The sequence below is a fragment of the Acinetobacter lwoffii genome (genome assembly GCF_052078135.1).
Taxonomy (GTDB): domain Bacteria; phylum Pseudomonadota; class Gammaproteobacteria; order Pseudomonadales; family Moraxellaceae; genus Acinetobacter; species Acinetobacter lwoffii_Z.
Genome location: NZ_JBQGUZ010000018.1, coordinates 50837 through 66123 on the forward strand (window position 1 = coordinate 50837; position 15287 = coordinate 66123).

13 protein-coding genes are annotated in these 15287 nt (G+C 45.2%); 7 read left to right on the forward strand and 6 right to left on the reverse strand.

Annotation, left to right across the window (positions count from 1 at the left end):
- The first annotated feature begins 170 nt into the window (after positions 1–170).
- A complete protein-coding gene (locus ACTL4S_RS12070; protein WP_004732555.1) occupies positions 171–791 on the forward strand; it encodes an LOG family protein in 621 nt (206 codons plus the stop codon).
- Positions 792–856: 65 nt separating this feature from the next.
- On the opposite strand, the gene ACTL4S_RS12075 is transcribed toward ACTL4S_RS12070, so the two are convergent.
- Positions 857–1831 carry a hypothetical protein gene (locus tag ACTL4S_RS12075; protein WP_314104087.1) on the reverse strand — a complete coding sequence of 325 codons (975 nt, stop codon included), beginning with the start codon at positions 1829–1831 and terminating at the stop codon, positions 857–859.
- Between the two features lie 153 nt (positions 1832–1984).
- Positions 1985–3802 (reverse strand): choice-of-anchor I family protein, encoded by a 1818-nt coding sequence (locus ACTL4S_RS12080; RefSeq protein ID WP_441299435.1) that lies wholly within the window; start codon positions 3800–3802, stop codon positions 1985–1987.
- Positions 3803–3979: 177 nt separating this feature from the next.
- Between ACTL4S_RS12080 and mdtD the strand changes: the two genes are divergently transcribed.
- The 4 genes from mdtD to dinB all read left to right on the forward strand — a co-directional run bounded on the left by mdtD (position 3980) and on the right by dinB (position 8362).
- Positions 3980–5371 carry a multidrug transporter subunit MdtD gene (gene mdtD / locus ACTL4S_RS12085; protein WP_005249647.1) on the forward strand — a complete coding sequence of 464 codons (1392 nt, stop codon included), beginning with the start codon at positions 3980–3982 and terminating at the stop codon, positions 5369–5371.
- A 66-nt stretch (positions 5372–5437) separates the two neighbouring features.
- Positions 5438–6217, forward strand: coding sequence for a glycoside hydrolase family 25 protein (locus tag ACTL4S_RS12090; RefSeq protein ID WP_441299428.1), 780 nt, complete (start codon positions 5438–5440; stop codon positions 6215–6217).
- A gap of 52 nt (positions 6218–6269) precedes the next feature.
- Positions 6270–7286, forward strand: coding sequence for an MBL fold metallo-hydrolase (locus ACTL4S_RS12095; RefSeq protein WP_441299429.1), 1017 nt, complete (start codon positions 6270–6272; stop codon positions 7284–7286).
- A gap of 20 nt (positions 7287–7306) precedes the next feature.
- Entirely contained in the window at positions 7307–8362 is a 1056-nt protein-coding gene (gene dinB, locus ACTL4S_RS12100; protein WP_441299430.1) for a DNA polymerase IV, read from the forward strand.
- Between the two features lie 78 nt (positions 8363–8440).
- On the opposite strand, the gene ACTL4S_RS12105 is transcribed toward dinB, so the two are convergent.
- Positions 8441–8569 carry a hypothetical protein gene (locus ACTL4S_RS12105; RefSeq protein ID WP_004732574.1) on the reverse strand — a complete coding sequence of 43 codons (129 nt, stop codon included), beginning with the start codon at positions 8567–8569 and terminating at the stop codon, positions 8441–8443.
- Between the two features lie 15 nt (positions 8570–8584).
- Here ACTL4S_RS12105 and shiA point away from each other — a divergent pair, with 15 nt between their 5' ends.
- A complete protein-coding gene (shiA, locus tag ACTL4S_RS12110; RefSeq protein WP_441299431.1) occupies positions 8585–9895 on the forward strand; it encodes a shikimate transporter in 1311 nt (436 codons plus the stop codon).
- Positions 9885–10241, forward strand: coding sequence for a RidA family protein (locus tag ACTL4S_RS12115; protein ID WP_005101539.1), 357 nt, complete (start codon positions 9885–9887; stop codon positions 10239–10241). The genes shiA and ACTL4S_RS12115 overlap by 11 nt, the downstream gene beginning before the upstream one ends.
- 54 nt (positions 10242–10295) lie before the next feature.
- Here ACTL4S_RS12115 and ACTL4S_RS12120 read toward each other — a convergent pair whose 3' ends face one another.
- The 3 genes from ACTL4S_RS12120 to ACTL4S_RS12130 form a co-directional block, all read right to left on the reverse strand.
- Positions 10296–10844 carry a DUF2726 domain-containing protein gene (locus ACTL4S_RS12120; protein WP_004732580.1) on the reverse strand — a complete coding sequence of 183 codons (549 nt, stop codon included), beginning with the start codon at positions 10842–10844 and terminating at the stop codon, positions 10296–10298.
- 398 nt (positions 10845–11242) lie between these two features.
- Complete coding sequence (locus ACTL4S_RS12125; protein WP_441299432.1) at positions 11243–13651, reverse strand: YgiQ family radical SAM protein; 2409 nt, start codon at positions 13649–13651, stop codon at positions 11243–11245.
- Positions 13652–13873: 222 nt separating this feature from the next.
- Entirely contained in the window at positions 13874–15067 is a 1194-nt protein-coding gene (locus ACTL4S_RS12130; RefSeq protein WP_441299433.1) for an MFS transporter, read from the reverse strand.
- Positions 15068–15287: the final 220 nt, after the last annotated feature.

Sequence of the window (15287 nt, forward strand, 5' to 3'; positions counted from 1 at the left end):
CAATTTTTAGTATAGCAAGATCAAATCGAAATTCACCTGTTTTCATAGCTGTTTATCGATGAATTTTGCTGAGCCCTATTGCAGTGAAAATGTAGCCGCACACAGAATTGTCATATTTATTAATTAAGCTATAGTCACAAGAAAGAAAAATGATAAGGTGAAGAAAATAAATGCAAAGCGTAATTCAAATGACAGATTATTTTAAAGACAACTCCCCAAAAACAACTCGCCCTCTAGTGGCTCTCTATTGTGGTTCACGTGCAGGCAACAAACCGGTTTATTTAGAAAAAGCCATTCATCTCTCGCAAGGACTGGCAGAACATGGTTTCGGGCTGGTTTACGGTGGCGCCAGTATTGGCTTGATGGGACAGGTCGCGGATGCCATGATCCAGCATGGCGGTGAAGCTGTAGGGGTGATTCCTGAATTTATGCTGGATTATGAAATTGCCCATAACCAGCTCACCGAATTACATGTGGTGACCAGCATGCATCAACGCAAGGCTATGATGGCCGAGCGGGCCTGTGCCTTTGTGGCATTACCGGGTGGACTGGGCACGTTTGAGGAAATTCTGGAAATTGCCACTTGGGGTCAGCTAAACCAGCACCAGAAACCGATGATGCTCTATAACGTGAATGGCTTCTATGATGCCTTGATTGCGCAGCTGGACCGCGCCGTTGAAGATGGTTTTTTACCGCCACAGCATCGTGCCAAACTGATCATTTGTGAACACGAAGAAGAAATTTATACGACTTTAACCAATTTAGGCCATCCGCAAAGATTTGTAGTCTAAGCTTCTCAAGCAATAAAAAAGCGAGCACCTGGCTCGCTTTTTTATTGGATTTTTAATATCAGGACTTATTGACCATAATTCGTCACAAACTCATAAAACATCGGCAAAGTCGTTGCCAGAATGACCGACATGGCCAGACCGAACATCAGTTTCATGGCATCTGCACTGACATTGCGTGACGTACGATGTTTGTTGACTTCATCCAGAATCATCGACATGGCAAATTCACGACCTGCAAGTAATCCCAGGAATACCCAAGTGGTACTCATTGGAATATTGCTCCACTCTTTGAAGATCAACAGGATAATGGCATACAGGAAGTCGATAATCGTCGCAGCACGAATGTCGGTCACACCGGTTTTGGTATCGACAATGTTTTGGATGGCCCCACCACGTTGATACAGAATCACGCCCAGCAACACTACGAATACCGCAATCGCAAACATCAGGAATTCAAACGGTACCTGACGCGGCACATACACGAAGATGTTAGCCAGATCCTGAATCAGCCATTGACTCCACAGGAAACCGGTAGAAACCCACTGCAAGCCCATCCAGACCTTGGAGTGCTCCTGATGACGTGTCTTGGCAAAATGCCGTGCCAGCTGCTTGACCACAAAACGATAGATGACAATCGCTACAATAAAGGCGACGGCATAGCCCATCATCGATTTGACCATCATCGAGCCTAAGCTGGCGGGAGAGAAAATCGTAAGCACCAGGAAAGTGGTACTGACTGGAATCCCGTATTTGGTCAGCATCAACAGCAGAATTGGCGGCACAATGTACAGCCAGGTAATGCCACCTTCAGGGAAAGGAATCGTTTCTAAACGACCGTATGAGGCATCACCCACCCCAGATGCATACCAACCATAGACCAATACGACAATTAAAATTGAGCTGATATAAATCCACAACACCCACCATGGGCGATGTGAATTCGAAGAAATAAATGTCCCTAGGGTTTGAGGTACATCATTTCCGACAATAGAGTAAGCGGCCAAACAGAAGCCGATCACCATCAAAATCTCGATTGTCATAAAAACAAACCTATACGCGAGGAGATTTCAGCATTGCTGAAAAGTTGGCCCAAGATTATGACGGTTTTATTTCATTTTAATGACAAAAATGTCATATATGCGGTCACCTTACAAAAAAGAGCACCGAAGTGCCCTGAATTTAAAAGCTTTTGACTACTTGAGATTTACTTGATAAATCGTGGTACTGCCACTGACTTCATGGCCGACCACCAGGAGGGGTTTCTTGTTCGGGGAGTCTTTGGCGGGGATAAATACCAAACCTTCCGGTCCTAAATCACCGGCTTGTCCGATTTCAATTTGCTCTGTGGTCGCTTTAAAATCACGTGAATTGATATATTGCACGAAGATTGGTGATGCAGGTGTAGACACATCATAGACCATGATGCCACCGACACGCTCCAGACCAATAAAGGCAAAGGTTTTTTGGCCAATCTGCCCCAAGGTCACCCCTTCAGGTTCCGGCCCTTTATTGTCACTGCGATTATCCAGTCCGGCTTCTTCATGATTAAAGTTGAAAATCTCAGGATGCTGTTTGGCAATATACTGCTCAAACTGATCGCCCGAATCCCATACCAAATCCAAACCAGTCTGCTGATCATTTTCCACCCAGATACTGACCGAGCGGGTACCAAAGCTATATAAATGATCATAGACCAGATTCCCACGTTCATTCAGTTTGGCTGTACCATCGGCATTTTTTTGATAGCCTTCAGTCCAACTAATATTTAAACGGCCCAGCAGATGATCTTCCCGGCAGTCTTTGGCATCCCCTGCAATAGCACCGCAGTAGGCAAAGTTAATCGGATTGAGTTCTGCACCTTTGGCCAATGCACGAAGATGTGCTGGCAAATCATCACCCAGACGGCGGTCAAAACCTTTGGCATGGACCAAGTGTTTCACCCGCCATTCTTCTACAAAGCCTTGGCTGGTATCATTATTGAAATATGCAGGATTGTTTTCACCCCAGGCACGGGCATCGCCTTCATTGGCAGACACAATATAGGTTTTGCCCGCGACCTCGAAACTTGCAATCGCATCTGGCATATATAAGCCACGGACATTCGCCCAAGTTTGAATATTGATTTTGCCTTTACCGTCGACACCATCCGCATCGCTGATATCCATGCCATGACCATTTATGCCATAATCTTTGAAGCCAAATGGATAAACAGCGAGTACCTTGGCAGAAGCCACATCAATTTTGGCCAAGGCATTATTTTCCTGTAAGGCAACCCAGGCGGTTTTTCCATCTTTCGAAACAGTGATGTACTCAGGTTCAAAATCCTGAGCTGCGCTGGCCTTTGGTCCGAAAATGCGGACGTCCTGTTCACGCAATGCTGCTTCCCGTCCATTCAAGGCCTTAAAGTCTGCTGTACGAACGATCGGGGCTTTTAAATTGGCCAGACTAATGACAGACACTGAACCTTCAGGGTCAACCTGATAATCATCAGAAGGCTCGCCTTCATTGGCCACCAACAAGCTTTGACCATCTGGTGTGAAAGTCAGCATGTCCGGCAAGGCGCCCACCTGTGCGTGGGCCAGCTTGCTCAGGTCTTTGGCCTGATATAAGGCCACATAGCCAGGATCGGTTTTTACAGCAGCCTGAATCGCAATGGCGACAATGCCATTATGTACTGCGACACTGTTGACCTCAGCCTCTGGCGCAATGTCATCGACCATAATAGATGTTATTTTTTTCGGCTGATCAGGTCGACTTAAATCCAGTACATCCAATACGCCTTCTTTGGCATTGACCACGAATAGGCGTTGACTCTCGGCATCAAAGGCCGGAATTTCTGCTGCACTTTGCGCAAACATACCCGATTCATAAGCAGCTAATTTGCTTAACTCGATCGAGTTCGGTGTAGCCTCGACGATTGGAACCGGTGTTTCATTTTCATTCTCACTTCCACATGCCACCATCCCCACCGCCAGCATGGCCACTATCAATGACTTTAATTTTAATTTCATTTTTTGTTGATCTATCATGAAGAATTCGTGACCAATTTATAACCAGAGCATTGCAGTGCCATGACAGATCGGTTGCAGTTACTTGACACAACACTGCTATAAAAGTTGACACGCTTTATATACGACAGACTCGACTGATTCCTTTAAACTATTCAAAATTTTCAGTTTTCCAGAATTATGAATGCCACGCCTACGCATCAAGCCTTAGATCCCGAGTTCAGACTGCTGGTCTTGTTGGTCTCGATTGGCTTTTTCATGCAGGGGCTGGATACCACCATTATTAATACCGCCCTACCTGCAATTGCCCAAAATTTGCAGGAAGATCCGCTACGCATGCATAGTGTGGTTGTGGCTTATGTGCTGTCTGTGGCAGCCTGCATTCCTTTAAGTGGCTGGCTGGCAGACCGGTTCGGGGTCAGAAATACCTATTTTGCTGCAATTATTATTTTCTCTTTGGCCTCTTTGGGCTGTGCCTGGTCAAGTAGCCTGAATGAATTATTGGTGTACCGGATCTTTCAAGGGATAGGTGGTGCATTATTGCTGCCGGTAGGCCGGCTGGCCATGCTAAAGATCATTCCCCGTACCCAGTTTCTGGCCGCTATGAGCCTGATGAGTCTGGCCGGCCTGATTGGTCCTTTAATTGGGCCGACCCTAGGTGGCTGGATGGTCGAATATCTGTCCTGGCATTGGATTTTCCTGATCAATTTGCCGATTGGCTTGCTGGGCGCACTGATTACCTTTAAGGCCATGCCGAATGTACTTGAACCTACAGTCGCTCGCTTTGATTATTGGGGCTTTATCTTGCTGGTCGTGGCCATGGTGGGCCTCTGTCTGGGAATTGAAAATTTTGCCAGTCCACAAAACTCGCTGTGGTGGAGCCTGAGCCTGATTCTAGCCGGTTTATTGGCCACCCTGGTTTATGCCTATCATTCGCATACGCATAGCAATGCTCTGTTTCGCAGCCGGCTGTTTAAAAATAAAATTTATGCGATTGGTATTTTGGGTAATTTCTTTGCCCGTCTCGGCGGTAACTCGATTCCGTTTTTACTGCCGCTGATGTTGCAGGTGGCTTTCGGTTTCGAACCTTTTATTACTGGTTTATTGATGATTCCGACTGTGCTTGGTTCGCTGGCCTCCAAACCGATTATCCGCAACATCATTCAGCGTTTTGGCTACCGTCGGGTCTTGCTGGTCAATACTTTGCTGGTGGGTCTGTGTATTGCCAGTTTTGCCCTGACCACGGCGGAAACCCCAATCTGGCTCCGTGCGATTCATTTCTTTATCTTCGGCATTTTAAATTCACTGCAATTCGTGTCGATGAATACCCTGACCTTAAAGGACTTAAGCCAGCAGGATGCCAGTAGCGGCAACAGTTTCCTGTCGATGATCATGATGCTGTCAATGAGTATCGGGGTGGCACTGGCAGGAACACTGGTGAACATGCTGAGTGCTTATTACGGCGCTGACAATCTGGTGGCTGCTTTTCATGTATCACTGATCTGTTTAGGCTGTATCAATATTATTGCGGCCTATATTTTCTGGCATATTCCTAAAAATACCCCGGTTTGATGCGCTATATTCACTTTGGGCTGATTGTAAGTTTTAGGCTAAATCACATATAGGCAAGGACTGAAGATGCAAAAAAATCAGGCTCCGAACAGAGTTAATAAATCGCTCTTGATTGGGCTTGGCGTGCTGATCACCGTGATCACGATCGCCATAGTTTATCTATGCCTAATGAAAGCACCCTCTGCCCATGCTGCCGATTATCCAATCCAGGGTTTTGATGTATCGCACCATCAGAAAGAAATTCAGTGGCAGCAGATTTCGCCTGAAAAATACCGTTTTGTTTATCTGAAAGCCACTGAAGGCGGCGACTTCAAAGATACCAAATTTCAGGAAAATTGGTTGAAAGCGCGTGAACATGGCTTTTTGGTCGGTGCCTATCATTTCTACCGCCTCTGCCGCGATGGCAGCATTCAGGCACAGAACTTTATTGACGCTGTTCCCAATAAACCGGATGCCTTACCGCCAGTGATTGATCTGGAATATGACAGCAAATGTATCAATACCTATTCTAAAGAGCAGCTTTTAAGCGAAATCCAGATCATGCACGATGTCCTGAAAAAGCATTATGGCAAACAGCCGATTTTCTATATTTCTAAAGCTTTTTATAATATTGTACTGACAGGACATTTTCCCGACGTACCGCTCTGGGTACGTGAATACAAGGGTCTGCCTGATCTAAAAAACCAGCCTAAATGGACGTTTTGGCAACATACCAGTCAGGGGAAAATTCCCGGCATTACCACACCGGTAGACCTGAATGTATTTTATGGCTCAGAACAGCAATGGCTGGATTTTCTCAAGAAGAATGCGATTGTAGTACCTTCATCTGAGAATCAAACAAAATAAAGCTGATCGCCTGAAAAAAATTCTTTATAAAAACAACAAGGAAATAAAAAGATTGAAATGGATAAAAGGCGTTTTACTCGGTCTGCTAATTCTTCTCCTGCTCATCGCAGGTACACTGGCTTATCTGTTGCAAGCTTCGGGCAAAGTTAGTGACTTTCAAGCGTGGCAGCCAAAAACCGGCACATCCGTTCAAGGTCTCACCGTTAAATTTTTTGGTGTGTCCACCCTGTTACTCGATGATGGCCACGACCAGATCCTGATCGATGGTTTCTTTAGCCGGCCATCTTTGTGGCAAGTACTTAGCCGCCCTATTCAAAGTGACAGGCTACTCCTTGAACAACTGGTGCAACACCATGAATTAAGCCGGACCCAAACCATTCTGGTCACTCACTCGCATTATGACCATGTTCTGGATGTACCGGCCTTACTGGAAATGCTTCCCAAAACTGCTCTCGTCGGTTCGCCTAGCACCCTGAATATCGCTAGGGCAAACCCTAAAGTTACTCCACAGCAATTACAGCCGGTTAAGCCTGGGCAAGTACAGCAATGGGGAAATTTCCAGATCACTGCCATTCCCTCACAACATACCCCGCCCACAGCGGTAAATGATGATTTAGGCGAAGAAATGCTGCAGCCTTTAACTCTTCCGGCTAAATTTTCCGAATTTAAGGAAGGTGGCAGTTTCGATTACCTGATTGAGCATGCGGGACATAAAATTCTGGTCAAGGCCAGTACCGGATTTATCCCGGATCAATTTAAAAACCTACAGGTCGATACTTTATTTTTAGGTATTGCCCAGCTCTCCAGACAATCCAGTGACTATCAGCAGCAATATCTGACTGAAACCCTGAACATGCTCAAGCCCAAAGTAGTGATTCCAGTGCATTGGGATCATTTTTTTCAGCCTTTAAAGCAGCCACTGCAATTTCTACCCCGCCTTGCCGATGACACTCCAAAAAGTTTGAATCTTCTGATTCAGGCCGCCGAGGCACAAGGAACAAAAGTCGTTCTTCTCAGCGGACCGCAGCCCTATTTACTCAACGCAACCGTCGCTTCCCAATCCGATTAAAGCCCCTTAAGATAGCGAACATGCGCAAAATTATTCATATCGATATGGATGCGTTTTATGCCTCGGTAGAGCTGCGTGAACGTCCAGAATTGAAACACTTACCTGTGGTGATAGCCTCGCATCATCCTCGGGCGGTGGTCGCGGCTGCCTCCTATCCGGCACGGGTTTATGGCCTGCGTTCTGCCATGTCCATGGGGCAGGCGCGCAAACTGTGTCCTGAGGTCATCGTGATTGAGCCAGACTTTGCCAAATACCGGCAGGTATCTGCACAGATTCATCAGATCTTCCAGCAATATACATCCCTGATTGAACCACTGTCTCTAGATGAAGCCTTTCTGGATGTCACGGAAAACTTACAACAGATTCCAAGTGCTACCGAAGTCGCCATACGGATTCGCGAGGATATTTTTCAAGCCACCGGATTAACCGCTTCTGCTGGTGTAGCGCCCAACAAGTTTCTCGCTAAAATTGCTTCGGACTGGCACAAACCGAATGGGATCTGTGTGATTAAACCTTCGCAGGTACAGCGTTTTATCCAGGATCTGCCCCTGAAAAAAATTCCCGGCGTCGGTAAAGTCACTCAGGAAAAACTGAAAAGCCTGAATCTAGAAACTTTAGGCGATTTACAACAGATTGATGAAGCCTTACTGATTCAGCATTTTGGCAAATATGGACGGCGGCTATTTTTGTATGCTCAAGGCATTGATGAACGACCGGTTGAGGTGGAACGGGAGCGCCAGCAAATTTCCAAAGAAACCACTTTTGATGATGACCTTCATCTAAATCAATGTCGCCCCTATTGGGAACGTTTACTTGGACAAGTATGGCAAAGCCTGCAAAAGAAACAGCTTTCGGCTCGCGGCGTTACGGTCAAATTAAAACTCAAGAATTTTCAAGTGATGCAACACAGTAAAAGTTTTAAACAGGTGCTGCGTAGCCCACAGGAATTAGCCCAAGCCTTGGACTTACTGCTCGACGATCTGCATATTGCCCCGCAGATGCAATTCCGGCTGATCGGTGTTGGCGTATATCAGCTCAGCGTCCCCGAGACTGAAACCCAGTTATTGCTGCTTTAAACTGTTTTTGATCACGTTTTAGGCATTAGTTTAAAAATACGGCAACTTTGTTTTTACATTTTGATTTTTTAGAGTACTCTATCTGCGCAATGCATTATCCATGTATGTGCTGAGATGCTGAAAATCACCTTTACTTTCAGCATGCTGTCCTGTGATTAGCGTGACGATCAAATCCGAATATTGCAGGGCAACTCTGATGTAACTCATGGAATCCCCTCCTGCATGTCTTCTGTAAATTCTTCTGTTGTTCAAGAACAACGCGCACGTAAAGCTGCGCTATCTAGTTTTGTTGGTGCTGTTGTCGATTGGTATGATTTTCTCCTTTACGGCATTGTTGCAGCCTTAATTTTTAAAGATCAGTTTTTCCCCAGCATTGGCGAAAATATGGGCACCCTGGCGGCACTAGCCACCTTTGGGGTTGGCTTCCTGTTTCGTCCTTTAGGCGGTGTGGTATTTGGTCACTTTGGTGACAAGCTCGGCCGTAAAAAAATGCTGGTACTCACGGTAATCCTGATGGGAATTTCCACGGTCGGGATTGGTCTACTGCCAAATTTCGAGGCAATTGGCTGGTGGGCTCCGGTGCTGTTGGTGTTTTGTCGAGCCTTGCAAGGCTTTGCTGTCGGTGGTGAATGGGGCGGCGCAGCTCTGATGGCCGTAGAAAATGCGCCAAAAGGAAAAAAAGCCTTTTATAGCAGTGGGGTTCAGGTCGGTTATGGCGTCGGTCTGGTCCTGGCGACCGGTGCAGTGTCGATTATTATTGCGACACTGGGTGAAGAAGCCTTTGCCGAGTGGGCATGGCGTATTCCCTTTCTGGCCAGCATCGTACTGTTAGCTGTGGCGATGTGGATTCGCCGTGATCAGGATGAATCTCAGGAATTTGTAGAAAAGGTGGTCAAAGCAGACCATCATCCAGAAAAGCTGCCAATCTTGCAAGCCATCAGCAAACATCCAAAAGCTTTCTTCTATATCATTGCCTTACGTCTGACTGAATTACTGACCATGTATCTGGTCACCAACTTTGCCCTGAACTATTCCACCAGCAACCTAGGCATGGACAAACAGTTCTTCCTGAATATCACGCTGATGGTCGGGGTAATTAGCTGTTTCAGTATTCCATTTTTTGCTTGGCTGGCGGATAAATTCAATCATCAGAAAATGTGTGTCTGGGGCGGTTTGATTGGTGCGCTTTCAGCCTTTCCATTTTTTATGGCGCTCGATGCACAAAACACCTGGATGATCATTATGGGGGCAATTTTACTGGCGAACGTTGCCCATGATATGGTGGTCAGTGTCCATCAGCCGATTTTCACCTCATTGTTTGGCACCGAATACCGCTACAGCGGTGCCGGAGTTGGCTATCAGGTGGCGAGTATCATTGGTGGTGGTTTTACCCCATTTATTGCAGCGGCACTGGTGATTTGGGCAGATGGTTCATGGCATTATGTAGCCATCTATCTGGCGGTGGGTTGTCTGCTGACTGCATTGGTCGCAGCCCTGATGCCCAAAACTCAGGATGAACAACATGACAGTTGAACGTTTACACGTATCGAAACGCTTTTCGGAAATTGCCATTGCCGGTAATCTGGTGCATCTTGCCGGCCAGCTGGCCACAGATGTTGAACTGGATATTAAAGGGCAAACCCAACAGACTTTAGATATTATTGACCAGTTTCTGGCAGATGCCGGCACAGACAAAAGTCACATCATGTCGGTAACCATCTATTTGAAAGACATTGAAAAAGATTATGCAGCCTTCAATGAAGTCTGGGATGCCTGGGTCGCTGATATCGAAGCGCTGCCTCGTACCTGTGTAGAAGCAAAACTCTATGATCCACGGGTATTGGTCGAACTGACTGTCGTGGCGGTTAAACCGGAATAATGTTTCAAGATCGGTACTCATAAAAAAAGCATGCTTCTGGCATGCTTTTTTGTTTTAGCCCACAGCTTTGATTTTACTGCGCTCTAAATCCGAATATAAATAATATTTTTTCAGATCATTGCTAACTGTATATTTGGGCATTTTCTGCATTTGCGCTTGCTCCTGCAAGAAGTCCTGGCGCAACTGATAATATTCCGGCACATCATCGTAACGAATCACCCGATAACCGGCCATGGTTAGTAATGCATCCTGAAAACCCGTCTGCTGGGGACGCTTTAAGATTAAGGGATCATCCACTCCTACCACGGCTAGAATCTGGTGCTGCTGATCCAGAATTACAAAATCTGCAGTCAGGTTACGGTACTTATGTCGAGTCCGGTTAAATTTAGTCGTCATTAAGGCATCATAGGAAACATGTGCCAAAATAATGTATTCAGGTAATACTTCTCTCAGGCGAGTGAAGGTCAATTGCTCATTCAGGTTAAAGATAGCACGCTGCTTTAACGCGCTGTCTTGTGGTTTGGAATTATTTCCGAGCTTTTTCCATGCCATGAGCACGACACAGAAGAGCAGGAAACTCCCAATCATAATATAGGTGGTCATGCCTAAATCCTTGCATTCTTATAATCATTTTTGTTTTATTGTTGTGCAGTATAAACCCACGCTTTATTTTAAATAGATATAACAACCAATCTGTTTAAATACCCATACAACTGGTATCAAAACTCGATTCTGTGTTACCTAAAGTGACATCTCTCTAGATGCCAATGAAAGTGGATTTAAAGTACTGATAATGCACTCTAAAACATCCATGGAATTGATCGCAATACATATCTGCCCAACTGTAGGACAATTCCGACAAAGTGTTATTTTTATATCACTTTTTTAAAGAACTTAGTCCAAATAATATATTCTTTTACACTTTCAACGCACAAGCTCAGGCTACGTTACTTTACCCAAGAGCTAAAAAAAGACACCGAAGTGTCTTTTTATTAACTTAATTATGCACGTGATTTGGGCTTCGCTTTAGGCTTTGGCCCATCAAACGGTTTTTTGGCATCACCCGTTTCACGTGGTGGTAAACCAGTGTGCTGGGTCAGAATTTGACCACGCTCAGGACGTTTCTTGGTATTTGAAGGACGTGACTGAGCTTGTGCAGCCTTGCTACGATTCCCTTGCTCACCGGTACGTTTTTGCGAATCACCGGCAACCGTCGAATTCTTCTTACGCGCCGATTGATACTGACCGTCTGCACTGCCTACAGGCTGATAAGTCGGAATTAAATGCTGTTTCGAATTACCAATCAAATCCTGACGACCCATTTCTTTCAGGGCTTCACGCAGTAAAGGCCAGTTGTTTGAATCATGATAACGCAAGAAAGCTTTGTGCAAACGACGACGCTTCTCACCTTTCACAATGTCAACATTTTCAGTATAACGCGCCACTTTCGCCAGCGGGTTTTTACCCGTGTAATACATAGTAGTTGCAGTCGCCATCGGTGATGGATAGAAGGTCTGTACCTGATCGGCACGGAAACCATTCTTCTTCAACCAAATCGCCAGATTCATCATGTCGTAATCGGTGGTGCCCGGATGCGCCGCGATGAAGTAAGGAATCAAGTATTGTTCCTTACCGGCTTCTTTACTGTAACGATCAAACATTTGCTTGAAGCGGTCATAGGTACCAATACCCGGCTTCATCATTTTATTGAGTGGACCTTTCTCGGTATGTTCAGGCGCAATTTTTAAGTAACCACCGACATGATGGGTGACAAGTTCTTTGACATATTCAGGGTTTAAAACCGCAAGGTCATAACGTAGGCCTGAACCAATCAGAATTTTTTTAATGCCTGGTAAAGAACGTGCTTTACGATATAACTGCGTCAATGGCGCATGGTCGGTATGCAGGTTTTGGCACACGCCCGGGAATACACATGACGGTTTACGACAGTTCTTTTCAATCTCAGGATCTTTACATGCCAGACGGTACATATTGGCTGTTGGGCCACCCAGGTCCGAGATAATGCCAGTAAAGCCTGGAGCCGTATCACGGATTTTTTCCACTTCACGCAGAATCGATTCTTCAGAACGGTTCTGAATAATACGACCTTCATGTTCCGTAATCGAACAGAAAGTACAGCCACCGAAACAGCCACGCATGATGTTCACAGAGAATTTGATCATGTCAAACGCAGGGAAACGAGCATTGCCATAAGCAGGGTGCGGCAGACGTGCATAAGGCAGGTCAAACACGTAATCCATTTCTTCGGTAGTCAACGGAATTGGCGGTGCATTCAACCAGACATCACGTTCACCATGCTTTTGTACCATAGCACGCGCATTTCCCGGATTGGTTTCCAGATGCAGAATACGGTTGGTATGTGCATAAAGCACTGGATCTGCAGCAACTTCTTCAAAAGCAGGCAAACGGATTACGGCCAATTCACGCGGCGGTAACTTATGTTTAATCGCTTTAGAAGCCGGTTGCAGTTGCACAATTTGCGTATCAGGATCTAGGTCATCCCCTGCTCGCACAATCGGATTGGCGACATGTTCTTTTTGGAAACCTTGATACTGGCTAGAATCCTTCCCTTGTTCAATCTCACAACCATCGATATCTTCAGTCATGACATACGGATTAATAATTGGATCAACACGGCCAATGGCATCGACATCATTCGATGCAATTTCAACAAATTTGGCTTTAGAGGCACGGTTGTGTTTATTCACAATGAACGCAGTACCGCGAACATCAGTAATCTCGTGAATTTTCTCGCCACGTGCCAGACGATGCATAATTTCAGTGATTGAGCGTTCGCCATTACCGTACATCAAAAGATCGGCTTTTGAATCCATCAATACTGAACGACGGACTTTGTCTGACCAGTAATCATAATGCGCAATACGACGTAAGGATGCTTCAATACCGCCCAATAATACCGGTACATCCGGATAAGCTTCACGGACACGCTGGCAATACACGGTTGCCGCACGGTCTGGACGTTTGTTTGGCTGATTGTCTGGTGAATAGGCATCATCAGAACGGATTTTACGGTCAGCCGTATAACGGTTGATCATAGAATCCATATTCCCTGCTGTTACACCCCAAGCAATATTCGGTTTACCCAAAACGCGGAACGCATCCACGCTGGTCCAGTCTGGCTGTGCAATAATGCCGACACGGAAGCCTTGTGCTTCTAGCGTACGACCAATAATGCCTGAACAGAAAGACGGATGATCGATATAAGCATCACCACAAACTAAAATAAAATCACAGCTGTCCCAGCCGAGTTGATCCATTTCCTCGCGTGACATCGGCAAAAATGGCGCAGGGTCAAAACAAGACGCCCAATATTTGTCGTAATCAAACAACGCTTTTGGCGCAGTCTGCATGGTATAAGCAGTAGACATGGCTAGCAATTCTCGGCTGGCAGATGATAGGAGATCTAAAAATAAGATCAAAGATGAAAGCCGATTATTTTACCACGAATTAGGTCTAGCTTGCTTGATTATAATTTATACAAAATCAGAGACTAACTGAATCACGCTCTCTTTGTCATTTGAATCTAAAGTTTAAATATATCAAAAAAGAAATTGATCTTATTTATTAGGTTGAAAGACTGGACAGAGTCTCTAATTAGAACGGAGTTTTAAACTGAATGACAAACCCGTCAGTAATAACGCGGCAATAAACACAGTTAATCCTATCCAGCCATAATTTTCCCACACCAATCCGCTTGAGCTCCCCAACACACTTGACCCCAAGTAATAGCAAAATAAATACAGCGACGAACCGACTGCCCGATACTGTAACGACTGGATCGACACCCAGCTACTGGCGGTAGAATGGGCAGCGAAGAAAGAAAAAGTAAAAATCAGCAATCCGGTAAAAACAACAACCAACTGATTGATCAGCATCAGCGACAAGCCCACAAGCATCATCAGGATCATGGCTGCCAATATTCTAAATTTTCCGTAATGCCGCCCCCAATGTGCTGCTCGAGGGGAACTATAAATGCCGGCCAAATAAGTAATCGAAATCACACCAATCCAGACATGAGATAGCTCAAATGGCGCTTGGATCAAGCGATAACTCAGATAATTAAATACCGAGACAAAGCAGCCCATCAAGATAAAACCTTGCAGGAATAAAACCCGAAGTTTCGGATCAGCAAGATTCTGTCTAAATGAGTTTTTAAAACGATTCAGCTTGATTGGATAGGCTTTAAAATGTTGCGAAGCGGGTAAGAGGTAATAAAATAAGCCTGCAATACTGAGATTTAAAATACCAATCATCAAAGTAGCAGATTGCCAAGAGATAAAATCAACTAAAACTCCGGCAATTAAACGCCCTCCCATACCACCTATCGCTGTGCCAGAAATATATAAGCCCATGGCAAAACCGATATCTTTTTCTGCAATTTCTTCCCCGATATAAGTCATCGCGACTGCTGCGACACCACTGACTGTCAATCCAATCATTACTCGTGTGGTCAGAAACACGGACCAGATCGGCAATATTGCACTTAATAGTAATAATACTGAGACTGAAAATAGAGACCAGACCATAATCGGCTTACGACCGAATCGGTCTGATATTAGTCCAGTAAAAATCAGGCCAACTGCCAAGGCAATGGTAGAAAAAGATAAAGGGAAACTGCTTTGAGTCGGGCTGACCTGGAAATAATCAGCCAGAATCGGCATCATCGGCTGTACGCAATACAGTGATGAAAAAATGGCAAAGCCAGCAAGGAATAAGGAAAAAAGCACTGCTTTAAAAGCAGAACAGCCATATTCAATATGGCTTGAAGATGAATTTGAGGACATATCCGCTCCATAGACCGGTTCAGTATACGCCTCTCAATTTTATTTTTATGTGATGTTTCAGTCGAAATAGCACATAAATAACATTTATTTGACTAAAATCCCACGCATAAAAAAAACACCCCCAACCTTAGTTGGGGGTGTTTCGAATAATGAGCTGGCGATGACTTACTCTCACATGGGTAATCCCACACTACCATCAGCGCTAAGAGGTTTCACTTCT